Raw genomic sequence first — 24,778 nt, forward strand, 5'->3', positions numbered from 1 at the left:
AATAAGTATTTACCTAAAGAATTGCCGAGCCAAGCGGCATTGTTCGAGCTGGTCTTTTGTAGCAGTATTTTTCGCCTCATCACTACAAAACTGCGCCATATGAGCTGTCCACCGAGGCTGCATCTCTTGCTTGAATAGCTTGAACCCACTCTCTGACACCATCTTGAATTTGAATGTCCTTTTAACACCGGTTACTTCAACAAGAGTACCATTCAACTTTAAAGGAGAATATTTTAATGATTTTGCAGTATTTAAACTTTCTTTTTTAAATACCCTATCACTACATTCAACAATATCATGATCCTTCGTGACTCCATCTTTTGCCACAGTAAACACTACTGTACAGAACCCCGACATATTATCCCTTATTGCGACTAAAGGATAATGAGGAGCCACTGCACTCAAAGGACGATACACCTGACCATTTACCATTATAGGTTCAATTGACGCTGGCTGTTTCTTCGCCACATGAGATGCGGAAGTACATCCAGAAATCACCACACTAATTAATAACGCGAATAAACTTTTCATATTCTTTCCTTTTTTTAGTAGATAACAATGGACAGCAACTTCGCAGTAACCATACTGCCTCAGACGGAACAATCGCTTATTTCTGCATGTTAAAACGAATACGTTCTTTTACATCACGTGTTTTTATCGCAACACCTTCGACTTGCATAGGCTTATATTTCCATGCTTTAACCGCTTTGATCACGCTCTTATTGAAAATACTTGAAGGTACAAATTCAAGAATACGAATATTTTCTGTCGAACCTATTTCACTCACGTCAAAGAGTACATCCACATAACCCTCTATGCCTTTATTTGCCGCAACTGCAGGATAAATAGGTGCAACCTTAATAAAAGGCATAATTTTCGCGGATGTAGCGAAAGGATCAAATCTCCCATCATCTATAACAACATTACTAGGATCCAACTTTAATCCACCATCAACCCTTTCTCCTACAGGCTCTATAGTCGCCACGATTTTAGGCGGAGGTACTCTCTCTTCAGGTCGAACAGGCAAATCATCAAAAATATTTACAATGGCGACTATCTTGGGCATGACTACTGAAGGAATAATTATTTTCGGGGCTGGCTCCACTTCTTGATAATCAAAAATCACCATAGAATACATAGCATAGAGCAAACCCAGAGTCGCTATAAGCGCCATAGGAATAACGCCAGCCAACCGCACCCAAGGAGATGAAAATGTACCAACAAAAGGCACTGTATTAGCATGTATTGTTTGCATAGATGTAACCTCATAGTATGGAAATAACAACCACTGGACATGACTCTCCCCGCCTCATAGAAAGGTGAAAAAACAACAACACTGGGGGGGACTTAAATTTGCGCGACTAGCGTCGTCGCTCAGGCCTTGAAGGGATTTCGATTTTGAAGGTGTACTGCTCTATAACCCCCGCCAAGCCTATGGCTTGACCATTGATAATTTGCGGGCGATAGCGCGATTTTGCGAGCGCAGTTAAAACAGTTTTTTCAAAAACCCGCGCAGGTGATTGAGCAATAATTCTAGCAGCACTCGTGAAGCCATCTATATCGATAGTAAACTCAACTTGCACCCAACCCTCTATACCTCTTTGTAAGGCACCACTAGGGTAATTAGGCGTCACTATGCTTAGTGGCAAATAAGCCTCAATATTAATATCAGACAGCTCAAGCTTAGGACGCAGAGGTCGCGTAGTATGTAGCTGACTATTGAACTCAGCTTCCTCAAAGGCAATCTCAATCTTGTCGTTCGGTTTCCGCTGAGACTCCCACGCAAGTTCGACAGGTCTAGAATCTGGATGCTGTAGGCTTAACTTACGCCAATCCAATTTGGCCGCACTTACTGAATTCGACTCAGCTTCTGTTACATCAATAGCCTCACCAGACTGTTTCCACACACCCAGTTCAAATTCATTAAGTCGCTGTTCCAATACCTGCTGAATAGGCATGAGTTGCAAACTCGCCAAAGGCACCCACACGAAGAGCGAGCATAAAAACCAATACTGTACCGCTTCCATAGGCACTTGGTGACGCGGGCGACGCTTATCCAAAACTGCATATATACGCTCGTAAATTGCCGAATACCCTTTTATACCCAAGGCACTTGAATCATGCAGAATCGATGCTTTTTCTGCTCCAGCAAAGGCCATTAATACTTCAGCGTATAAAAGGTGCTTATCACGCAAACGATAAATAAAATCATCGCATGCAATTTCAGCTTGCTGATAAAGCTTCCGTGCAAACCACCACACAAGTGGCAAAAACCAGAAAAAAGCACAACTTAACTTAACCCCAATTGTCGTCAACCAATCGTAACGTTTAATATGACCTAGTTCATGAATCATAACCGTTAGTTGTTTTTCATCGTTCCATAGCAAGGCGTCGCGCGGCAACATAATAACGGGGTGCCACAAACCCCACATTTGAGGGGAATCTACCGCCAAAGATGTAACAACCTTAACCGGGCGAGCTATATCTAATAGCTCACATAGGTTTTTGGTCAATTGCTCAAGAGATTGTGAATTTATTGATTGCGCGCTCCGCGTTTGCTGATACAGACCCCATACACCCAATAGAAAATAAAATATCAACCAGCTAGCTACAAGAAAATAGCATCCCATTATTATTAAGACTTGAGCCTTAGTAATTTGTGCAGGCAAAAGTGAGATGACATATACCGCCCATTCACTTAGTAAGACATCATTTAAAAATACAAGATGCCAAGAAATAGTAGGCAGAGCCAAGCCGAGCAGAGGCTGCAATAAAAGAGCAAATAAGCCTAGCGCTAACACGAAATGCTGTAATGAAGCAGATTTTTTACGCAACAAGAACATTGCCATTAACAGTAAACCCAACAATAACAATGGCTTTAATATCCACGTCATTAAAAGCGTGGTAACTATTTGCAGTGTCATAATGCCACCTCAGCTAGAAATTATTCTTGTTTGGCTTTTTCTATCGCAGCTTGCAACTCACCTATTTCACTGGCCGTCAGTTTTTCTGCGTTCATACCCAAGAGCGCATTTACCGCCGCCGCCGTAGATCCACCAAAAAATGTTTTGAGCAATTTCTGCATGGCACTCGCGCGTGCCTCTTCTTGCGCCATCACGGGAAAATAGATATAACGCGGGCCATCTTCGCGAAAATCGATAATTTTTTTCTCTACCAGTTTTGCCAAGAGCGCACGCACGGCCGAATATCCCGGTGCCTCTGGCAGCACCGCCCTAACCTCCTGCGCCGATAGTTCTCCGGCTTCGAAGAGCGCATCCATTATTTCTCGCTCGCGACGACTAAGCACCATGGAATCCGCGGACGGGGATTTGCTCTTACTCATAAAGCCACCTTAAATTTATTTAGCCTATTTAATGTTAGTGGTATTTCTTCTTGGTGCTATTTTCATAGCACCATGCTACAAAATTAGCACACCCACATAACAAGTCAAGTATGTTGTGCTAAAAAAATAGCACATATTGATAACCAACTGATTTAAAACAAAAAAAGCCGCTGCAGTTACCTGCAGCGGCTTTTTCCAAACGCGTATTTTTACTCGTTGGGAATAAGCTCCAACTCTACACGACGGTTGGCCTGACGACCTGCATCATTGTCATTGCTTGCCACAGGATAGCGTGAGCCATAACCATAAGATTGGATGCGCGCACTGCTTACCTTTTGGCTACGTAAGTACATAGCAACACTATTTGCACGATTCTCACTCAAAGGCTGATTAATTTTATCGCTGCCAGTTGAGTCTGTATGACCCGTAACACGAATCGAGGTTTGATTAAACTCGGCCAACACCTTAGCCACCGAGTTCAAAACAGCAAAAAAGTCAGAGCGAATATCCGCATTGCCTGAAGCAAACGTAATATTGCCCGGCATCACCAAAAATAGATTATTACCTTCACGGCGTACTTGCACGCCAGTGCCTTGTAACTCCTGACGCAGTTTAGTCTCTTGGCGATCCATATAATTGCCTACGCCACCACCGATAGCGCCACCCAAAAGTGCGCCTTTTAATGCGCGATCTCTGCGATCGCCTTTATTATCACCGGTAGCCGCGCCCAACACTGCTCCAGCCAACGCGCCGATTCCAGCACCCTTAGTAGTACTGTTGGTTTTTTTCTCACCGGTATAGGGGTCTGTAGTAGTACAGCCAACAATACTAACGGTCAACAATAAAGCGATAAGATATTTCATAGTCATAAATCTCTAGTGGATAATGAAGTTACAGTTGAATGGGATAGATCTACAGAAAATTTTCTATTCTCAGCCATGGAAATCAAAAAGGAATTATTGATTAGCTTTGCAAATACTGACAAATTGTACTGAACTCAAACTGAATAATCTTTATTGCTAGCATCTTATACTGAGGACGGTGACAATGGCGACAACCTAGTCACAATATTAACTGCGCTTTACTTTCTGACTTTTTAACAACCCATTTATGCTCAAGGCAATTCACTATGACAAATAAAGGTTCTAACACTCTGATGATGTTTGCATTTGCAGCTGCTGCTTTTTTAAATGGATGTCAAAAATATTCTGTGAGTGTCAATGACAATGTGGTCTATACGCCTGCACCTATTTTTAAAGACTTCCACATTGTGGATCTGCAACTTAAAACTTGCGTTGCGCAGACACTTCAAGACTTGCACATTACTCGCGCACAAGACTTAACTCGGTTAAATTGTAGTGATGCAGGTATTAAATCACTGGATGGACTAGCAAAATTCTCTGCCTTAGAGTCGCTCAACCTTGCACACAATGAACTGCGGAATATCAGTGAACTGAATAAATTAGGCCAATTACAGGAGCTAATCCTCGCCCACAATCATATAAAGGAAGCAGCACCACTTTTAACACTGCTACATTTACAATTATTGAATTTAGAAAACAACCCAGAACTCAGCTGCGGCGATATAACGCAACTTAAAGCCAACTTAGACAGCAAACTATTTAAAATAACACTGCCCAGCCAGTGCACTCACTGAAACCCGTAAAGTGAGCCCATTGACATACAAAAAAGGCTAATTAAGACCCTTAACAAACATCAAACCAATAGTATTGCGCATTTGATGCACAACCTTCATACGCACAGGCTCAAGATTAATGGCGCCGATAGATTTGCGAAACATCACAGCGACTTCTGTACCTATGGGCGGGCATACCTGGTTTTCAATTTGAACCAGCGCCCCGCCATCAGATATATCCTTGGCAAAACCTATAATAGTGCCAAAACTGGGGTTGGACATTTCGACCCGCACAGAAGTAGTGGTACGTTCAAACAAACGACGCTCAATCACAATAAAATCTCCATTATTTTACTTTTAATTCTAATAGCATAGTAAACACACCTCATCCAACAGTCGCACTAGCCTTGATTACAATAAAGACTTACACAATTTTTGAAGCGACAATAAAAGTAAGGGAAGTTAGACCCATGCTCAGGGGTGTACAACAAACTCATGTGAGATGAGTATAGTGTCGAAAACGAGGGAATTCACGTTAGTAGCGCACGATTTCTCGGCTAAGACGCCATTAGCTATAGCTATAGCGAAATTAAAGACATTTATCATTCAACGAATACAGGAAGCTTACAGCTGCGCAACACTTCCTGTATTCAAACAGCTAAAAGGTTAAACCCAAGCGCTGGCCAACCATTTCATAAGACTCAACTACATTTCCAAGGTTTTGGCGAAAACGATCTTTATCTAGCTTTTCGCGGGTATCCTTGTCCCATAAACGGCAGCCATCAGGTGAAAATTCATCACCCAAAATAACCTCGCCTTTGTGCAAACCGAACTCCACTTTAAAATCCACCAATAGCATATTGCCAGATGCAAACAGCGCTTTAAGGACATCATTGATTTGAAAGGTCAGCTCTTTCATGCGCGCTAATTGCTCAGGCGTAGCCCAGCCAAAAGATTGAACATGAGATTCATTGACCATAGGGTCACCTAAAGCATCATTTTTGAGGAACAATTCGAATGTAGGTGGCGTCAGCTCTATACCCTCTTGTACACCCAAACGACGAACCAGCGAGCCTGCAGCCAAGTTACGCACAACACACTCAACCGGGATCATATCCATAGACTTAACCAGCACTTCAGTATCAGACAACAGCTTAACGAAGTGAGTGGGAATACCTGCGTCTTGTAACTTACCCATAATGAAGGCATTGAACTTGTTATTCACCATGCCTTTGCGATCCAACTGTTCAATACGCTTGCCATCGAACGCAGAGGTGTCGTTGCGGAACAACATAATGACCTGATCAGGATTATCAGTCTTGTATATAGATTTAGCTTTACCCGCGTAAAGCTCTTCGCGCTTTTCCATTGTGTGACCTGCGTTAAAAGTAGATATATAAAAATGAAATCTATAACCAAGGCGTCACTAAAAACGCAATGGCACATGGTGTAAAGCCTGACTCATACCACTGAAAGCCAATCAAATCCTTGGTTTTGACAAGCATAGGTGACCTGCTTCACCTTCGCTGCGGCTGGCGCTAAAGCTGCCTGTGCCAAGGCGAGCGAGTTGTTCTGCTGGCTAATATGGGCCACCACTAAATGCTGTAAACGCTCGCAGTCTAATCTGTGCAAAAATCCTGCTGCCTGCTGGTTACTGAGATGTCCCCAGAGACCACCAACACGCTGTTTCAGTGAAGATGGATAGCTACCAGACGCGAGCATCTGTGGGTCGTGATTAGCTTCAAGCACCATAGCATCTAAATTTTGATAAGCCTCCTCAACATGTGCGCTAATGCTGCCTAAATCTGTCAGCACGCCCAAGCGCAAGCCAGCATATTCAAAAACAAACTGAGCCGGTTCTCGCGCATCATGAGGTACAGCGACAGGAATCACCTTCAATCCTGCCAACTGAAATGCCGCATAGGCCTCAATAAGCTCTAAGTGCGGCAATTCACCTAAATCGCGGCTGTGATAAGTCCCAGGGGTCATATATACACGAAGCTTATGACGCCGGGCTAAGGCTGCCACACCTTTTATATGATCGCTGTGCTCATGTGTAACTAATATTGCACTTAAGTCTTGTGGCGTTTTCCCGAGTCGAGCTAAACGCAACTCAGTTTCTTTCACGCTAAAGCCACAATCAATCAATAAAGATTCGCCGCCCCACTCAACCAAGGTCGCATTACCGCGACTACCACTGCCAAGTGAGGCAAACCGAAAAAGACTCCGCATTTAAATCAGATTTTTACGCAGTATCGTCAGCAATTCACGCGCATCGTGTGTGCGTAAGCGCTTGCCATAAGGATCGCGAACACGCACCAAATATTCACCCTCTTTGCCCGTAACCACAATTAAGTAGCCAGGCGCATTGCGTAAGACTTTTTCTTTTTTAACATTGCCCATAGGCGCAGTTTCAAATGCTTCGCCGGTAAGCATATTGGTTTTAATTTGAGCTAAGCTATAAGGCGTGCTTGGCGCCTTGGGGTGTAGGCCTATATGAAAAAAGCGTTTGAACCAGCCTGGCTTGGTATCTTCAGGGTCTTCATAGTGAACATAATAAACACCTGCGTCAGTATCAGCCTCGAAGAGCGTAAATCCATCGCGTTTAACGGCATAATTGAGGGTGGCAAACGCGCGCTGATTATCCAATTTAATGGTCATATTGGGCTCACCGCGCAACATACCCAAATTCGCTTTCACGGTGCCGCCAATAGCTTGAGCCAAGAGCGAAGTACCGCCCTCCGTCGTATCGCTTGCGAGAGTCGCTGCCAATTCATCCATCAACCATTTTTCACGCTCAGCATTAACTGAATGCGCCGGCCAACCTAAATCAGCCGAGGGTTTTTCACTGCTGGGCAAACTCATATGGGTAATATGAATTTCAGTTGTCTCTGGCTGCACGCCTTGATCGATTTGTAATCTATAGCGGTCGCGCGAGTTCAAATCTGTTTTAAACTGCAACCAGCTCGTTTCGATAATCCCCTTGCTAATATCAGCGCGGCTAACAGCCAAACCATTCACATTAAGAAAATTACGAATTCGCGGCCAGACTTCACCCGCAGAAATATTTAACAAAATCCAACTCTCTCCACCAACCCGTTGAATTTTTACATTTTCTTGTTGCAGATTAGCGGATAAAGGTAAAGGGCGCGGCACTTCATACTCTGAAGAGCTTGGGTCATAACCGAAGTCAGTCGCAGTAATAGGCGGAATAGGATAAAGCTCACCCATTGCTGCCGAATGCTTACCCACTGGAAGCACTAATGGTGGAATATTGTCGGCTTTTAAATAATCATTTTCACGGTTGCGAAAAATGCCATCGTCGCCAAAAAACATGCCACACCCAGATAGTGAAGCACTTAAACAAGCCATCACTGCATAGAACGAAACACTTTTAAACCTAGACTTCAGGGTGGTAGCTGGAGCAATTGTCGCTGTTATTCGCATACTTGGACTCTTGGATAAACCTATTAAAGGCAGCAGAAGTGCAGCCTTATAAACCAGCTGCCTGTAATGCTGCCTTAACTTGTTGGTGATACTGCGCTGACAAAGACGTCAGAGGCAGACGAATTCCCGATGGGATTAAACCCAAATACCCTAGCGCCCATTTAACGGGAATGGGGTTGGACTCAAGGAACATAGCGGTATGCAAAGGCAGTAAACGCTCATTAATTGCACGCGCTTCCTCTGCCTTACCCGCCAATGCCAATTCACACATTTGTGCAACGGCAGCAGGTACGACATTCGCAGTGACAGAAATATCCCCTTTACCCCCTAAAAGAATTAATTCAACCGCCGTAGCATCATCGCCAGATATTACGGCAAAATCAGCGGGAGCCTGTTCAATAAGGGCTTTAGCGCGCAGCATATCGCCAGTAGCGTCTTTGATGCCGATAATATTGTCGATAGCCGCTAAGCGTAAAACCACTTCATTTTTCATATCTACAGCGGTGCGACCGGGCACATTGTAGAGTAGCTGCGGTATGGCGACTGATTTGGCAATCCGCTCATAATGAAGAAACAAACCCTCTTGGGTGGGTTTGTTGTAGTAAGGCGTGACCAGTAGGCAGGCATCTACACCGGCCTCTTTCGCCGCTTGCGTCAACTCTATAGCCTCGCTCGTAGAATTAGCGCCCGTACCGGCAATAACAGGTACTCGGCCATTCACTTGATCGACCACCTTTTTGATAACGTTTATATGCTCATCAATATCCAAAGTAGACGACTCTCCCGTCGTCCCCACAGGCACTATGGCATGAGTTCCCTGCTCTAGGTGCCAGTCCACCAACTTGTGCAAACCAGCCCAGTCTAGGCTGTTATCTGCATTCATTGGGGTTATTAGGGCAACCATACTGCCTTGAATCATTCGGGGGCTCCATTAGCTAGGTTATCGACTAGCGCGATCAAAAAATTGAAAGGCGCCATGGTACTGAGTGGCAAGCCCTGAAACAAGTAAAGAAACATCTAAAACCCTGTTCGCACTTACTTTTTAAAGTCGAGCATACGCTGCAGTGGAATCATAGCTTGCTTAGCCAATTCACTGTCGACAAAAATTTCATTGTCATTTTGTTCAAATACATTAGCGAGATTATCGAGTACATTCATCGCCATCCAAGGGCAATTTGCGCAAGAGCGACAAGTAGCACCGCTACCGGCAGTAGGCGCGATATGAAACACCTTACCCGGACTTAACTGCTGCATCTTGTAGAAAATACCTTGGTCAGTCGCCACAATAAATTCACGATTAGGAAGAGTTTGCGCCGCCTTGATGAGCTGCGATGTAGAACCCACCACATCCGCCAAATCCACTACCGCTTTAGGCGACTCCGGGTGAACCAGCACAGCAGCCCCCGGATAGAGCAACTTCAAATCCTCTATTCCCTTGGCTTTAAATTCTTCATGCACTATACAAGCGCCATCCCAAAGCAACACATCAGCACCGGTTTTTTGCTGCACATAAGTACCCAAATGTTTGTCCGGAGCCCAGATAATTTTCTTGCCCTGACGATCCAGATAATCAACCACATCAAGTGCAATACTTGAGGTTACCACCCAATCAGCGCGCGCTTTAACGGCCGCTGAGGTGTTGGCATAAACCACCACCGTGCGGTCTGGATGTTGATCGCAAAAAGCGGAAAACTCCTCAATTGGGCAACCCAAATCAAGCGAACAGGTCGCCTCTAGTGTTGGCATAAGCACCCGCTTTTCTGGCGTAAGTATCTTGGCGGTCTCACCCATAAACTTCACACCCGCCACAATCAAGGTATCCGCTGAGTGATTTTTGCCAAAACGCGCCATCTCCAGTGAATCAGAAACACAACCACCGGTTTCCTCAGCCAGCGCTTGAATCAAAGGATCCGTGTAATAGTGCGCCACCAAGACCGCATTGTGCTGGATCAATAAGCGCCTTATCTTTGCCTTATAATCCACCTCCTGCGCTGACGTATATTGCGGTGCACTCCAGGCTCGCGCCAAGTGTTGCTTGACCAAATCTTCTGCCGATGAGTCGGCACGCGCAGCAAGAGTGAGTAGATCTGACATCGAATAGCCTCAAGACAAGTCGCCTGCACCAGAGCGGCAAGCAAAGAAGATGGGAATTTTATCACAGCACGCACAGATATTTGGCGCAGCTTTATGCGTATATCGCTCTCACCAAACAACACTCGACTCAAAAAAGCCAAAAAAAAAGACGCCTAAGCGTCTTTTTTCACATGACAGAATCAATCTGCCGAGCCGGCCCCTCTCGAAGCCTTATTATGGTGGGTCGTGCGGGATTCGAACCTGCGACCAATTGGTTAAAAGCCAACTGCTCTACCGACTGAGCTAACGACCCAAAACTGGGATTTGATTAGTCATAAACTAACACACAACTGACTAATCCACTTACTAATTTCTTCTTACTATCATCATGTTAAACGATGCGAAATACACCAACTCCAACATGAGTCTTCAAATATGGTGGGTCGTGCGGGATTCGAACCTGCGACCAATTGGTTAAAAGCCAACTGCTCTACCGACTGAGCTAACGACCCAATTAGGAGGCGCGTATAATAATGTTTTGGCAAAAAAAGACAAGAGTTTTTTTGAAAAAAAATACCTAAACCCATGACAGTAAAGAACAATTGGTCACTAAAAATACGTTATGTGGATTTTAAGATCAAGCTCACCACTAAAAATGAAAGATTCAACACCGTACCATCGCAACATCATCGCCCCCTTTCGCACCGTTCAATTCTACACACAACGAAAAAGTAGCCACATTAAAATCAATAAGCTGCTGATGACTGGCAACAATTCCATAAAACTCCCTATAATGACCAGACGATGACATGCCGCCAGAACTCTATAAACACGGCAGTTACAACCGGGATGAATGCATGCAGCTTGCCTCTATAGCTAAGGAAAACTCGCAATCATTAGCTAGACGCTACCAAATTGCCGCGCTTTTTATTGCCTATAGTTTAACTGGCTGGCTAGGCCTGTCAGTTCCTCTCAGCACACAAATTACGCTTTTCTGGCTTCCAAGCGGCATAGCTGTAGCCGCGCTTTATCGCTGGTCACATAAGGTTTGGCCGGGAATTTTTTGCGCAGCGCTAAGCATCTGCCTGCTCAACGGCTTCAACCTCAGCCAAAGCCTTCTCGCGGCAACAGGCAACACTCTTGGTCCACTGCTCACCGTCTTCTTGTTGCGCAGCCTCAACTGCCACCTCAATATGCTAGACCGCAGCCAGAGTCTGATATTTATCGCTGTCACCTTACTGAGCATGCTGCTACCTGCCACCATTGGCAGCCTTGCCATTGGATTAGAAGACCAAAGCCTTTTTACTGCAATGCAATTCCATAACGGGCTTGGTTGGTGGATGGGTGACAGCCTAGGCGTACTGCTCGCCGCACCCGCACTCATGAGGGGCACCAGCAACCACATTAAATACATAATGGCCAGCAGGTGGCATTTTCTCTGCTTATTGCTGCTCAGTTCGGGGGTAGCCGCTATCTGCTTCCCCCTCAATCAGTTTCAAGCCGTGTCGTCCGCCCCCATTGTTTTCCTAACATTTATTTGTGTCGCCTGGGCCAGCCTCACGTTTGGACTCATTGGGAGCACTCTGATAGTTCTCATTTGCAGCTTTATTGCCATCTGGTCAACAGAGCGTGGACTAGGGCCTTTTTTTACCCAAGAAGAGAGCGCGAGTTATTGGTTGATATGGCTCTATAGCACCAGCATGGCACTGATGGGGCTCATAATTGCCACAGCCCACACCAAATTAGGATTAACCTCAGCCCAACTGGGCGTATCCAATCAAGAGCAAGAAGTTCAAAAAAAACACCTAGGTGCACTACTGCAGGCCATACCAGATCTACTCTTCGAAATGGATCGTACTGGCAACTTTCTTTTCGCCAATGGCTCAAGTCCAATCAATCAACTCTCACCCAGCACCTTAACCAACAAAAACATCGTCGACATTTTGCCCCCACAAGCATTAACAATCTGGCAAGCAGCACTCAATGACGCCGACCAATGGGGCATTTCACACAATAAAGTAATCGCACTAGAAACCCCTCAAGGCGACCAACAAGAAACCCTATGGTTTGAACTGTCGATTGCCAAGCAACCCGGAACCTTTCGCCACGACGATAGATTTATCTGTATCGCACGCGACATCACCAAACGCATTCACAGCCACAAAGCAGACCTAGCGAACGAACAACGTTTTCGCAATATTTTTGAAGCAACACGCAATATTGCAGTACAGGGCTACAACCGCTTCCATGAAGTCATTTTCTGGAATAAAGCCAGCGAAGACCTCTACGGTTTTAGTGCTGGCGATGCCATGGGGAAAAAGCTAGAAGACCTGATTATCCCCGGCTTTATGCGCGAGGGCGTACATCAAGCGATTGAAGACTGGCACGATCAGAATATCGCTATACCCTCAGGCGAATTAGCGTTAAAAAATGCGCAAAATGAAGAGGTATGGGTCTACTCCAATCACGTACTCATCGATACTCCCGATAAAAAAGAGATGTACTGTCTCGATATTGACCTAGGGCCGCAGCGAGCAGCACTGCAGCAACTTGAGCAGGAGTTGGTCGAGCGCAAACTCATTGAGCGCGCCCTACGCGATAGTGAGCAACGCTTAGAAGCCGCGCAATTAAATGCGCGTATTGCTCACTGGAGCTGGCACTCAACGCTGGACTGCTACAGCTTTAGCCCCTCAATGACACAGCTATTCAAACTACCCAGCACCCAATTAAACTGTGATGGCAATGAATTTTTGCCCCTTATCAACACCAAAGATCGCGCACTTTTTGTCAGCGCATTGAAACGCTCCATAAATCAGCAAAAACCGCTCTGGATCGAACTACAAATTGATATAGCAGGCCAAGGTTACTGGCTACAAGCTCAAGCCCAATACACAGAAAAAGAGGGGCAACCGCTATTAGAAGGTACCTTTCAGGATATTACTGAGCGCAAGCGCTTAGATGTAGCACTTGCCGCTGCCGCAGCTGATTCAGCCGTAGGCACTGATTTTTTTATCACCATACTTCAATCACTCGCGCAAGCTGTAGACGCTGAACACGCTTTAATAAGCCTTATCACACCTCAAAGTACAGGCACCGCAAGCAGTCATGCCTACATTAAAAATGGCCAGCCGCAGCCAAACCTTAACTACACACTCAGTAATACCCCCTGCGATGCAATACTCCAAGACGGCCTGAGCTTTGTGACATCCAATATTCAAACTCTCCACCCGCAGAAAAACATATTTGGCCTTGCCAAGATTGAGAGCTATATCGGCGTAAGCATTAAAGACTCTCAGGGCGATGCCATTGGAGTTTTGGTACTGCTTGCGCAAAAGCCCCTACCCACCTCAGCTCAAGTGCGCGCCCTATTGCATATTTTCGCCGAGCGTATCGCAGGTGAGTTGCGCCGCGCGGATGACCAAGAAAAGATTTTCAATCTCGCTTTCTTTGACCCCCTGACTCGCCTCCCCAATCGTCGCATGCTGCTTGATCGCCTAAAGCTTGCTTTAGCCCAAAGCAGCCACACCGGCCAACACGGTGCACTGCTCTTTATAGACCTCGATCATTTTAAAATGCTCAACGATACTCGCGGCCATCACATTGGCGACCAGCTACTCGTGCAAGTAGCAGAGCGCATAAGCAGCATCATTGGCTCGACCGATTTAGTCGCACGCTTAGGTGGAGATGAATTTGTTGTGATTTTTGACGGCCTAGGCAACGATGCCAAGGCTGCAGCAATAGAAGCTAAAACACGTGCCGAGACTTTGCACGAACTCATTACCCTGCCCTATCCACTGCAGCAATCAATGCACCACTGCACCATTAGCATTGGGGTGAATTTATACAGCAGTGAAGATCGCTCAGTTGATGACCTACTGCGCCACGCCGATGCTGCCATGTATCAAGCCAAGGACAGCGGGCGCAACGCCATTCGCTTCTTCGACCCACATCTACAACTGCACCTCGAAAAACGCGCCTCCATAGAGACCGATCTGCGCGCAGCGTTGGAATTAGGCCAACAGCTTACACCGCACTTTCAAATTCAAGTTAATCATCTTGGTGAAGCTCAAGGAGCCGAACTACTCTTGCGCTGGTATCATCCCAGCAAGGGTATGATTTCCCCCGGAGAGTTTATTCCGGTTGCCGAACACACCGGCCTCATTATTATGATTGGCAAACAGGTGATCCAGCAGGCCTGCGCGCAATTATATTTGTGGCAGCAGCAACCTATGTTTGCGCACCTGACACTCGCGGTCAATGTCAGCCCAATACAATTCAATCAACCTAATTTTGTAGACGATGTCCTAGCTGAAGTCGCCGCCAGCGGCATAGTGCCGCAGCGATTGAAGCTAGAGTTAACTGAAAGTTCACTGCTTAAAAATGTCGATCAAAGCATCGAAAAAATGCAGCAATTACAAAATGCGGGGATTGGTTTTTCAATGGACGATTTCGGCATAGGATACTCTTCCCTATCTTATTTAAAACGCCTGCCATTGGACCAGCTCAAAATAGATCAATCGTTTGTGCGCGACATAGCCCTCGATCCCAACGATCGCGTGATAGTGCGCACTATTATCGCCATGGCGCAAAATATGAATTTACAAGTCATTGCGGAAGGGGTGGAAACGGCCGAGCAAAAAGATTTTTTAGAGCGCAACGGCTGCACGCTCTTTCAAGGCTATTATTTTGGCATGCCAAGCTGCCTGGCTGAATTTGAGCAGCAAATACTGGCTTCGCACAAGGCTAAGTAGGCAGCTCTCAGCAAGCCTTATAAAGAGTGAGGCCTGTATAGAGTAGGATCAGCCACGCCCGCTTGCTCAAAACCAACTTTACGCAAGCGACAGCTGTCACACTTACCGCAGGCTTCACCCGCATCGCTCGCCTGATAACAAGACACAGTCAAACCGTAGTCCACACCCAAGGCTAAACCCTGCCGGATTATTTCTGCCTTGCTAAGGTTGATCAGCGGCGTGCGTATATGTAATTTGCCCCCTTCAGCGCCAGCGCGCGTAGCAAGGTTCGCCATAACTTCATAGGCTGCAATATAGTCAGGGCGGCAATCGGGATAGCCGGAAAAATCTACTGCATTGACGCCAATAAAAATATCCTCCGCCCCTAAAACCTCTGCCCAGCCCAAAGCGATAGACAAAAATACGGTATTGCGGGCCGGCACATAGGTAATAGGAATGGCGCCTTCTGCTGCCTCATGCTCAGGCACTGCAATTGAATTATCCGTCAAAGCGGAACCGCCAATAGTACGCAAATCTAAATTGATCACCTTATGCACAGTGCTACCATGCGCCAGAGCTGTTCGCTCTGCGGCTATCAGCTCTGCTCTATGGCGCTGACCATAATCAAAACTCATGGTGTAGCAGTCGTAACCCTGACTGCGGGCAATCGCTAATACCGTAGTCGAATCCAACCCACCTGAAATTAAAATTACTGCTTTTTTCTGAAACATATGTAATCCGAAATTTTTAATCTGCAAAAGAAGAGACTTACCAAAACACACCCATCAACTGAATTATCCCTGCAACCAACATCAACTCCTACCTCAATTTAGGCAATGTCTACAAGCTGCTAATGGCCAGGCACATCCTGCCACAGCAATTTGTGCAGCTGCATTTGGAAACGCACCGGCAAATTATCTGCCAAAATCCATTCTGCCAGTGTCAAAGGCTCCAACTGGCCAAAGCTAGGCGAAAAAAGCACATCCGCCACCTTGGTGTTTAGCTGATGCTCATCGAGTTTAAAGCGCGCCCAGTCATAATCTTCACGACTGCACAACACAAACTTAACTTGATCCTGCGCATTCAGCAGCGGAATATTCTCCCAGCGATTACGCCCTACCTCACCCGAGCCAGGAGTCTTCAAATCCATTACTTTCACAACACGCGCATCAACATCATCCAGCGGCAAGGCGCCACTGGTTTCCAACGAAACAGAATAACCTTGATCGCACAGAGCAGTTAACAAGCTAATACACTCACGCTGCGCCAAGGGCTCGCCGCCAGTGACGCAGACATAGCGCGCCTTGTAACTGGCAACCTTAGCCAAAATCTCTTCCAACGACAGGCGCTCGCCGCCATAAAACGCATACTCGGAATCGCAGTAACCGCAACGCAAAGGACACCCCGTAAGGCGCACAAAGACCGTGGGGAGACCTACAGTATTGGACTCGCCCTGCAGCGAATAGAAAATTTCAGTGATTTTTAAACTGGGTTGCGTCATAGGAGAATGTAAACAGAAATAAAGAAAGCAACAAAAGTGAAGTCGCCTAAAACAAGGGAATGACCGATGATAAAAATCAGGGAAGATTAACAAACGTCGGTAAATTGCGCGCAGTTTACCTCAAAGTTACCGCTCTATGCGAGCAAACTCAATCCAGCCTGCTACACCTCATTTGCCCTCGCTGATAGGCGCTGCTATGCTGGCCAGTCGCCCAATTCAGGCAACCTTCAAACAAGTGCTATTGTGTCACTCAGAGCAGACTAACATCAGCAACATGAAACCGACCAAAACCCGACGCGAGCTCCATGGCGAGCTCGATCAACAAATTGAAGAATTCCTTACCAAAGGCGGGACGGTCGATGAAGTGCCGCGCGGCCTCAGTGGCCGACCCTATGGCAACGGCCCGCTGGTTAGTCTCTTTGACGGAACCAGCCAGGAAGACCGCACCCCTCTGCCAGAGGTAGTGGCCGCCATAGAGGCACGCAAAAAAACCGGCCAAAGCCCTTACCCAACGCGCAAGCCACGCCCGCGTAAAAAAGTTATTTTAGATGACTTTGGGCAACCTTTACGCTGGGAATGGGTTGAGGATTAAGCAATTCAAGACTAAAAAAACTAAAAAGATTCGAACGGGTAGAACCCTGAAAAATTTCAACAACCTAGGTTTAAACAAGTATAAATAGGCACAATTAACACCAAATGTGAGTTCCTTGTGCCTGCACCCATAGAGCAAAGACCGCCTACTACTAACCCTTAAAGCCAGTCCTTCCGCTTGAAATACCAATAGGGTAAAACCGCTGAAATGATCATCAAGAACACTGCCACCTCAAAGCCATACTTCCAATGGGTTTGCGGGATAAAATCAAAGTTCATACCGTAAGCACTGGCCACCACGGTCGGAGGTAGAAACACCATGGCCGCAATCGAGAATATTTTGATAATCTGGTTTTGCTCAATATTAATAAAGCCTTGGGTTGAATCCATCAAGAAGTTGATTTTATCGAACAAAAACGCGGTGTGAGACATAAGCGTATCTACGTCGCGCTTAATTTCTCGCGCCGTTTCCTGCAACTCAAAAGATTCACGCAGATGGCGCTGCAAGAAAGAAATTGAGCGCTGAGTATCCATCAAGCACAGGCGAATTTTACCGTTGCTATCTTCCAACTTCGCTAAACGATCTATTGCATCTTCCAGCTCTGCGTCGACATCTTCCAACACCATGTGGCTAACATCTTCTAACTTGCGATGAATATCCTCGAGCACGTCGGCGAGGTTTTCCACTTTTTGCTCAAGCATGGTTACCAGTAAGTCTTGCGAAGACGTTACCTGTACTTGGCCGGCGCGCACGCGCATACGCAATAGCCGAAAATCCGCCTGATCACCTTCACGCACGGTAATTAAACGCTTATCTTGTAAAATGAAAGCAACGGTTACGGTGTTGTGTCGGCCCGATTCACCGGGCGCCAAAAACAGGGAGTGGACGTGTATACCGGAATTATCCTGAAAATAGCGCGCCGAGAATTCAATCTCCTCAACATCATCAGACTCAGGCAGCTCCGCGCGCAAAAAACCGTTTAAGGCTTCACGCTCTTCATCGCTAGGTTCATGGGCGTCGATCCAAAGCGCAGCGCTCATAGCGGGGCGCAAGTTATCATCTTCCACCTTGTCTTCACGCAGCGTATGACCTTGAACTTTAAACATTCTCAACATAGGCATTTGCTCCTTAGGATGGACGATGAATTTGGCGGCTTTATAGCATATCCATGCAACACTTAAAGTATTTTATTAGGTTTTAACCCTAAATTACTCTTTAAACACTATTTCTTTTTTCGATACAAACTAGGCTCGCCTTCAGGGCGTGTTTTAAACCGACGATGGACCCATAGATATTGATCAGGCTGGCGTCTTATCGCCACTTCAAACAACTGGTTAATACGTGCAGCATCAGCCTGCTCATCCCCACTAGGAAAGGCCTCCAAGGGTGCGCCTATCTCCAGACTGTACACACCCTGCGCATCGCGATAGTGCGCAAAAGGCAACACCACCGCCTTTCCCAACTGGGCAACCTTGGCGGTAGCGGTAACCGTTGCGGCCTGAACACCAAAAAAGGGAGCGAATACACTGTGCTTCATACCGTAATCTTGATCCGGCGCATACCAGACCACATTTCCCTGGCGCAAATTACGTATCAATTGACGCGTATCGCTGCGCACTATGGCATTACCCGCAAAGCTCTCTCGAGCACGAATTAATTCGTACGCGAGAAGTGGATTAGGGTCTTTGCGGTAGAGCATATCGTAGGCGGTATAAAAGGCCAAAATGCGTGCGGCAGCGTCAAGCGTGGTGAAATGGCAACCGACGAGTAGCACGCCCAGACCTTGAGACTGCGCTTGACGCAAATGCTCCAAGCCCTGAATATTGTGACGCGCACGAAATTTATCGGCTGGACCCCAAAGTGCCATAGCCGACTCCATAAGACTCACGCCACAAGAAGTGAGTATTCCACGCACCAACGCTTGTCGCTCAACCGCCGACAGTTCAGGAAAGCACAAATCCACATTGGTTTCCGCAATGCGCCGACGCGAGCCGGCCAAGCGAAAAAAAAGTGCACCTACGCATTTCCCCAGCCACAAGCCACATCCATAGGGCAAGTGTGCTATGACATAAAAGAGCCCCAAGGCAATCCAAGTAGGCCAATAAGTCGGCAGATAAAAAGAAGAATGGAATTGTGGCGAGCTATGTTTATCCAAAAATACTCTCACTCTGTTGGCGTAAAAACCTAGGACACAAGACCGCACTGCGCACAAAAAAAACGAGGGCGCGCCTGCCAAATCAAGAGGTTTCTGCTATGGTAAGTCCGAATTTATAAGAGCAGCAACTATGCAAATAAAAGATATTTCCGCCGTGCTTGATAGCAAGTTGACACAGCTAGAGCAACAACTCAAAGACTTGCAGCTCCGCCTAGAACAAACGCAAGATGCGCAAGAGCAAGCACGCTTGGCTAAAGATATGGCCGCTCTAATTAAGGTGCGGGGCAAGCTGCTTAAATCGAAAGATCTAGCCTGGCGCGCCCATGAGTTGCAACAAAATCCTGCCAATCAAGCCCGCGCACGTCAACGCCTGATTGGGCTGAGCCTTTGTGGACTCAGCCTAATCTGCGGTGGGCTACTCTTGAGCTATCTTTTGCTGAACTGACCATTGCTGAGCTGACTATTGCTGAACTAACTATTGCTGAACTAACTATTGTTGAGCTGGTTACTATTAAACCAGCTATGGCAACACTATCGATCACGGATAATAAGAGTTACCGCTATGCCAGTCAGCACAGATTAATTGACAGTAATACGACCTGTCGCAAAACGATTTTGCGTACAGCGGGGTCGAACTTATTCTGCCGTGGCACCATCGATCAAAGGCTTCAGCTCGCCATTGGTGTGCATCTCCGTCACTATGTCACAACCGCCAACCAACTCACCCTTCACCCACAGCTGCGGAAAAGTTGGCCAGTTAGCGTACTTGGGCAATTCACTGCGAATATCTGGGTTGCTCAAAATATCCACATACGCAAAACGCTGCCCACAAGCCATAAGCGCCTGAACTGTGCGCTGAGAAAAACCGCACTGAGGTGCGCTGGGCGAACCTTTCATATACAGAATTACGGCGTTATCGGCTATTTGTTGTTTGATCGTGTCTAAAACTTCCATCTAAATCTACCTCTGACAGGAGTGGTGGTTAATGTAAGGTTGAGCATGAAGGGAATTAGGTGAGTACGGATATGTCCGAGTAATTCACTCAAGTATTGCCATTCTACCTGAGACCGCCCTCGCGGCCAATCGCGACAGTTGGCCAAATGGTGGTTTTTGCATATTCTGTTAATGTCAGCCACTACCTAAAATAGGTACTATCGCACTATGTTTAATCTGCGCGCCCAAATTTTCATCACTTTTTTGAGCTTCATACTGCTCCTGACCGGTGGCCTATTTTTATATTCGCGCCTCAGTTTTGAGCGCGGCTTTGCGCAATACATTGAACAGAAAGAAGCAGCACGCAATGCGAAATTAATCAACGCACTGGAAAGCTATTATCAACTGCGCGGCAGCTGGTACAACTTTGCCAGCAACAACCGTTATTGGCTTTATTTTGTTCAAATTTATATGCCGCAAAAGCGCTCGCGCAATCCCAGCCCTATCCCCTTTCCCCAGCGTCGAGACATGAACGATCCCTTTGATGAAAATGCAGACGAGGATAACTACGGCCCCGCGCCGGAATCATTCTTACAAATGCCACCCAGCATGCCGAGACTTTCTTCAGAGCAAGCTCAAGCATTGCAAAATACTCTTCGCCAAAAACATCAAGAAGCTAATGACTACTTACGGCACGAACCTTTTAAACGTTTTATTTTATTGGATGCACAACAGCGCCTTATCGCAGGGAAAAAGTGGCCCAATGAAAATTATATTTTAAGTGAACTCACCAGTCACTTTGGCGGAGCAAAACAACTCGTTGGCTATCTCGGTACACCGATGAACCCTGCACTGCGCGATCTGCGCGACACCGAATTTGCCAAGCAGCAACAGCAACATTTTTTATTAATGACCATTACCGCTATTGGCATTGCATTGCTTTGCGCCATTCCGCTGTCGCATCTACTCACTACCCGCGTTAAAAAATTGGCCACCCATGTACAACGTCTCAGCAGCGGCGATTACGGCGAACGAATTTCAAGCCGCGGCAAGGATGAGATATCCACCTTGGCAGAACATCTCAATCATTTGGCGCACACCCTTGAGCAAAGTGAAAAAACACGCAAACGCTGGGTCGCCGATATTTCACACGAATTACGCACGCCTTTGGCCGTACTGCAAGCCGACCTAGAAGCCTTAGAAGATGGCGTGCGTCAATTTGACGCCAAAGCGCTCGGGCGCTTACAAAAACACGCATCGCGTTTAACCCGGCTCGTGAATGATTTATATCAACTGGCACTCACCGATATTGGTGACATGAGCTACCGCAAGCAAGCCTGCAATATTGAAGAATTACTCGATGATTTATGCCATTCAATGGAAACCAAGGCTGCGCAAACGGGCCTTACATTAAGCTTTAACAAACCTGCGGAATCACTCATGGTGATGGCCGATGCACAGCGAATACAACAATTGTTACTTAACTTATTGAACAACAGCATTAACTACACACACGCACCTGGGCGCATAGCTCTGAGCCTCATGCGTGACGGCAACAATGCCTTATTGAGCATTGACGACACAGCACCCGGCGTTGATAGCGAGCTACACGAAAAACTGTTTGAGCGACTGTATCGGGCAGAGTCATCGCGCAGCCGTGAAACTGGCGGTGCTGGTTTAGGTCTTAGTATTTGTCAAAACATAGTACTCGCCCACAATGGCACCATTAAAATAGATCATAGCGAATTAGGCGGTTTAAAAATTTCCATTCGCCTGCCCCTATTACAAAGTTAACCTGTAAGTATCTAAGGACACACTCATGAATATCTTAATTATTGAAGACGAAATCGATTTAGGCGAAATACTCAGCGATTACCTCAAGAGTGAAAACTTTTCGGTGAGCCTCGAAAGCGATGGCAAAATAGGATTTGAACGCGCATCAAATGAACCCTGGGATTTGATTATTTTAGACTTAATGCTACCCAATCGCGATGGTTTAAGCATTTGCCAAGAGTTGCGCAAAACGTCGCAGGTTCCCATTATTATGACCACAGCCAAAGTGGAAGAAATTGATCGTTTGGTCGGCCTTGAAGTAGGTGCTGATGATTATATTTGCAAGCCTTTTAGCCCCCGCGAAGTCGTCGCACGGGTAAAAGCCGTGCTGCGCCGCGCTCAGACTAGCAGTACTGAAACCGACGAATTTTTACGGATGGATAAAGATACTGTTAGCGTTATTATTGAAGGGAAAAGCATGGAGTTAACCAGCATTGAGTATCGTATTTTAGAAACATTACTCTTAAATAAACACCGCGTCGTATCGCGCGATTTATTGTTAAAAAATGCCTATACAGATCACCGTATTGTAAGTGACAGAACCATGGATTCACACATCACCAAACTGCGTAAAAAACTCTTGCCGATTTACAGCGGCGAACTCATTCACTCCGTTTACGGTGCAGGATACAGACTCCAAATTTCATAGAGCCAGTCCTCTCCCATCTATAGATTTTCCCAACCACATAGATTGCACCGCATCGTGCAGCCAAGGATGAAACTGCGCTCCAGCAACACTCAAGCCACAAAAAAATGTGCAAAAAACCAGCACAACACACCTAAATATTAAATGTCACAATTTCTCCTTAATCCCTGCACATTCTTTCCATAATTTACAAAGGCACTGCTTTACCGTGAGCGGCAGCAGAATTTTATTCCTATAGTGACTTTTTTCTGATTAAGAGCCTCCCCCTCAGTTGAATCTAGGTGCGAAACTCTTTCAACAACCCAGCAAGATTATTCACTTCTCGCTCTAAGTGTTTGCTTGAACCATGCAGCTGTTCACCCGCTTCATGGTTTTTATGAGCCTGCTGCAAGATAGTTTCCATGCTATGCGTGATTTGTGTCATGCCATCCTTCTCCTCTTCCGAAGCATTGGCAATTTCAGCATTCATTTGTTGAATTTGCTTCACCGCCTTCACAATTTCCGCGAAAGCACTGGAGGTGTTCGCAATGCGCTCTTTAATGTTGCCCGTTTTAAGCTGTGCATCTTCCATGACCGTCACCGCCTTGGCGGAGCCACGCGTTAAATTAGCAATAATTGTCTCTATCGCCTGCGTCGAATCCTGAGTACGCGAGGCTAAACTGCGCACTTCATCGGCAACCACTGCAAAACCGCGTCCAGTTTCACCTGCACGTGCCGCTTCAATAGCTGCATTAAGGGCAAGCAAATTGGTTTGCTCCGCAATACTGCGAATCACTTCCAACATAGAGCCAATACTACTGCTGTCTTTAACCAAATCAGCAATCACTTGCGATGCCTTGTCCACTTCAACCGCAACTTCATCCACTCCCTGCTGTGTGAGTGTCACCATTTTATTACCCGTTTGCGTTGTTTCAGCCGCATGTTCAGACGCTTGATTGGCGCGACTCGCCGCACCCACAACTTTCTCCAAAGTCTGCGATACCTTATCCACTACCTGCGCCACCTGCGAAATTTCTTGAACCTGCAAGTCGACGCCTTGCGCTGTCAACTGCAGTGATTGTGCAATTTGTGCATTAGCCGCCATCAAAGATTCATTACTTTGTTGCGCTTTACGAATCAGGCTTTGTAACTTCTCTACAAAGCGGTTGAACTCAACAGCCAGCTGACCTATTTCAGTTGCATTTTTTGCACTAGGCAAACGCGCGGTTAAGTCACCAGAACCAGAAGACAGTGCATGCAAGTTAGCTGTCACAATGGCTAAAGGCTGTAAAATAACCTTGTGCGCAAAAAGATAAATCATCACAGCTAAACCAAGACTAACGAGAAAGCCAACAAGCAATTCATTGGTAGCCGATTTTGTTAAGGAATCAATGGTGGCCGATTCATTTTCAACTTTACTATCCGCCTCTGCTTCCAGCTCGGCTATAAATCCCATCAGTTCATCGAGATATGCACTGATTTGTCGATATTCCACTTGGGCATCGGCACCGGACTGCAACTTGCCCAAAAACGCATCGCGAGTGCTGTGAAAGAGGCTCAACTTGGCGTTGAGTTTCGTCACCAAATTATTATCAAGCAACCCTGCTAACTTAAGCCGATCTAGCGCTTCCGTCTCCGCAGCCATAGCATTATCTAAATCCGTTTTAATCTGTCCATATGAGACTTCTTTATAATAGAGTTTTTGCAAATAAATAATTTGCCCCTGCAGTTCTATTTGCCCTTCCATAGCACCATCGGCCGTATTCCATGCCGGACCAGAAATATAATTTAACAACCGCGACAGCTGTTGCCCTGAGTTATAACCAATGTAGGTATTCATACAGATTAGACCAATGAATACAGCCACACCTAGCGCCACTGATTGCTTGATATTCATAACACCTACGACT

The 24,778-nt window shown here is 46.3% G+C and carries 23 protein-coding genes and 2 tRNA genes; 6 read left to right on the forward strand and 19 right to left on the reverse strand.

Translation table 11 applies throughout. From position 1 onward, the window contains the following. Positions 1 to 9: 9 nt before the first annotated feature. From AC0KUT_RS13645 to AC0KUT_RS13665, 5 genes are all read right to left on the reverse strand, one after another. A complete protein-coding gene (locus tag AC0KUT_RS13645) occupies positions 10 to 531 on the reverse strand; it encodes an energy transducer TonB (RefSeq protein WP_488830725.1) in 522 nt (173 codons plus the stop codon). Positions 532 to 607: 76 nt separating this feature from the next. Then, positions 608 to 1,255, reverse strand: a complete 648-nt coding sequence (locus AC0KUT_RS13650; protein ID WP_488830727.1) for an energy transducer TonB — start codon at positions 1,253 to 1,255, stop codon at positions 608 to 610. Positions 1,256 to 1,361: 106 nt separating this feature from the next. After that, positions 1,362 to 2,924 carry a TonB family protein gene (locus AC0KUT_RS13655; RefSeq protein WP_488830729.1) on the reverse strand — a complete coding sequence of 521 codons (1,563 nt, stop codon included), beginning with the start codon at positions 2,922 to 2,924 and terminating at the stop codon, positions 1,362 to 1,364. A gap of 20 nt (positions 2,925 to 2,944) precedes the next feature. Then, positions 2,945 to 3,343 carry a BlaI/MecI/CopY family transcriptional regulator gene (locus AC0KUT_RS13660; protein ID WP_488830731.1) on the reverse strand — a complete coding sequence of 133 codons (399 nt, stop codon included), beginning with the start codon at positions 3,341 to 3,343 and terminating at the stop codon, positions 2,945 to 2,947. Between the two features lie 209 nt (positions 3,344 to 3,552). Continuing rightward, the gene (locus AC0KUT_RS13665) at positions 3,553 to 4,206 is read right to left on the reverse strand and encodes a YiaD family glycine zipper/OmpA-like lipoprotein (RefSeq protein WP_488830732.1); all 654 of its coding nucleotides are present in this window, start codon (positions 4,204 to 4,206) and stop codon (positions 3,553 to 3,555) included. A 266-nt stretch (positions 4,207 to 4,472) separates the two neighbouring features. Here AC0KUT_RS13665 and AC0KUT_RS13670 point away from each other — a divergent pair, with 266 nt between their 5' ends. Next, complete coding sequence (locus tag AC0KUT_RS13670; RefSeq protein ID WP_488830734.1) at positions 4,473 to 5,000, forward strand: leucine-rich repeat domain-containing protein; 528 nt, start codon at positions 4,473 to 4,475, stop codon at positions 4,998 to 5,000. A gap of 36 nt (positions 5,001 to 5,036) precedes the next feature. On the opposite strand, the gene AC0KUT_RS13675 is transcribed toward AC0KUT_RS13670, so the two are convergent. The 8 genes from AC0KUT_RS13675 to AC0KUT_RS13710 form a co-directional block, all read right to left on the reverse strand. After that, positions 5,037 to 5,312, reverse strand: coding sequence for a PilZ domain-containing protein (locus AC0KUT_RS13675; RefSeq protein WP_488830737.1), 276 nt, complete (start codon positions 5,310 to 5,312; stop codon positions 5,037 to 5,039). Between the two features lie 325 nt (positions 5,313 to 5,637). Further along, a complete protein-coding gene (gene purC / locus AC0KUT_RS13680) occupies positions 5,638 to 6,348 on the reverse strand; it encodes a phosphoribosylaminoimidazolesuccinocarboxamide synthase (protein WP_488830739.1) in 711 nt (236 codons plus the stop codon). Between the two features lie 92 nt (positions 6,349 to 6,440). Then, entirely contained in the window at positions 6,441 to 7,211 is a 771-nt protein-coding gene (locus AC0KUT_RS13685) for an MBL fold metallo-hydrolase (RefSeq protein ID WP_488830741.1), read from the reverse strand. After that, positions 7,212 to 8,315: an outer membrane protein assembly factor BamC gene (locus AC0KUT_RS13690; RefSeq protein ID WP_488830743.1), complete on the reverse strand. Its 1,104-nt coding sequence runs from the start codon at positions 8,313 to 8,315 to the stop codon at positions 7,212 to 7,214. 157 nt (positions 8,316 to 8,472) lie between these two features. Then, positions 8,473 to 9,345, reverse strand: a complete 873-nt coding sequence (gene dapA, locus AC0KUT_RS13695) for a 4-hydroxy-tetrahydrodipicolinate synthase (RefSeq protein ID WP_488830745.1) — start codon at positions 9,343 to 9,345, stop codon at positions 8,473 to 8,475. Between the two features lie 116 nt (positions 9,346 to 9,461). After that, positions 9,462 to 10,520 (reverse strand): quinolinate synthase NadA, encoded by a 1,059-nt coding sequence (gene nadA / locus AC0KUT_RS13700; RefSeq protein ID WP_488830747.1) that lies wholly within the window; start codon positions 10,518 to 10,520, stop codon positions 9,462 to 9,464. A gap of 216 nt (positions 10,521 to 10,736) precedes the next feature. Then, positions 10,737 to 10,812: transfer RNA gene (locus tag AC0KUT_RS13705), tRNA-Lys, on the reverse strand. Positions 10,813 to 10,935: 123 nt separating this feature from the next. Next, a tRNA-Lys gene (locus AC0KUT_RS13710) sits at positions 10,936 to 11,011 on the reverse strand. 297 nt (positions 11,012 to 11,308) lie between these two features. Between AC0KUT_RS13710 and AC0KUT_RS13715 the strand changes: the two genes are divergently transcribed. Next, entirely contained in the window at positions 11,309 to 15,250 is a 3,942-nt protein-coding gene (locus AC0KUT_RS13715; protein ID WP_488830749.1) for a bifunctional diguanylate cyclase/phosphodiesterase, read from the forward strand. A 17-nt stretch (positions 15,251 to 15,267) separates the two neighbouring features. Here AC0KUT_RS13715 and queC read toward each other — a convergent pair whose 3' ends face one another. Next, positions 15,268 to 15,960, reverse strand: a complete 693-nt coding sequence (queC, locus tag AC0KUT_RS13720; protein WP_488830751.1) for a 7-cyano-7-deazaguanine synthase QueC — start codon at positions 15,958 to 15,960, stop codon at positions 15,268 to 15,270. Between the two features lie 119 nt (positions 15,961 to 16,079). Next, positions 16,080 to 16,730 carry a 7-carboxy-7-deazaguanine synthase QueE gene (gene queE, locus AC0KUT_RS13725; protein WP_488830753.1) on the reverse strand — a complete coding sequence of 217 codons (651 nt, stop codon included), beginning with the start codon at positions 16,728 to 16,730 and terminating at the stop codon, positions 16,080 to 16,082. A gap of 196 nt (positions 16,731 to 16,926) precedes the next feature. On the opposite strand from queE, the gene AC0KUT_RS13730 reads away from it, so the two are divergent. Beyond that, positions 16,927 to 17,322, forward strand: coding sequence for a hypothetical protein (locus AC0KUT_RS13730; protein WP_488830755.1), 396 nt, complete (start codon positions 16,927 to 16,929; stop codon positions 17,320 to 17,322). 158 nt (positions 17,323 to 17,480) lie between these two features. Here the strand turns inward: AC0KUT_RS13730 and corA are convergent, their stop codons facing one another. Then, positions 17,481 to 18,437, reverse strand: coding sequence for a magnesium/cobalt transporter CorA (gene corA / locus AC0KUT_RS13735; protein ID WP_488830757.1), 957 nt, complete (start codon positions 18,435 to 18,437; stop codon positions 17,481 to 17,483). 107 nt (positions 18,438 to 18,544) lie between these two features. After that, on the reverse strand, positions 18,545 to 19,477 hold the full coding sequence (gene lpxL / locus AC0KUT_RS13740; RefSeq protein WP_488830759.1) for an LpxL/LpxP family Kdo(2)-lipid IV(A) lauroyl/palmitoleoyl acyltransferase: 933 nt from the start codon (positions 19,475 to 19,477) through the stop codon (positions 18,545 to 18,547). A 130-nt stretch (positions 19,478 to 19,607) separates the two neighbouring features. Between lpxL and AC0KUT_RS13745 the strand changes: the two genes are divergently transcribed. Beyond that, positions 19,608 to 19,922 (forward strand): hypothetical protein, encoded by a 315-nt coding sequence (locus AC0KUT_RS13745; protein WP_488830761.1) that lies wholly within the window; start codon positions 19,608 to 19,610, stop codon positions 19,920 to 19,922. 191 nt (positions 19,923 to 20,113) lie between these two features. On the opposite strand, the gene grxD is transcribed toward AC0KUT_RS13745, so the two are convergent. Next, a complete protein-coding gene (grxD, locus tag AC0KUT_RS13750) occupies positions 20,114 to 20,431 on the reverse strand; it encodes a Grx4 family monothiol glutaredoxin (protein WP_488830763.1) in 318 nt (105 codons plus the stop codon). Between the two features lie 207 nt (positions 20,432 to 20,638). Here grxD and AC0KUT_RS13755 point away from each other — a divergent pair, with 207 nt between their 5' ends. Beyond that, complete coding sequence (locus tag AC0KUT_RS13755) at positions 20,639 to 22,204, forward strand: ATP-binding protein (protein WP_488830765.1); 1,566 nt, start codon at positions 20,639 to 20,641, stop codon at positions 22,202 to 22,204. Positions 22,205 to 22,229: 25 nt separating this feature from the next. After that, on the forward strand, positions 22,230 to 22,892 hold the full coding sequence (locus tag AC0KUT_RS13760; RefSeq protein WP_488830767.1) for a response regulator: 663 nt from the start codon (positions 22,230 to 22,232) through the stop codon (positions 22,890 to 22,892). A 274-nt stretch (positions 22,893 to 23,166) separates the two neighbouring features. Here the strand turns inward: AC0KUT_RS13760 and AC0KUT_RS13765 are convergent, their stop codons facing one another. Then, a complete protein-coding gene (locus AC0KUT_RS13765; RefSeq protein WP_488830769.1) occupies positions 23,167 to 24,765 on the reverse strand; it encodes a methyl-accepting chemotaxis protein in 1,599 nt (532 codons plus the stop codon). Positions 24,766 to 24,778: the final 13 nt, after the last annotated feature.

This window comes from Cellvibrio sp. 25HG11W-0, from assembly GCF_057815475.1.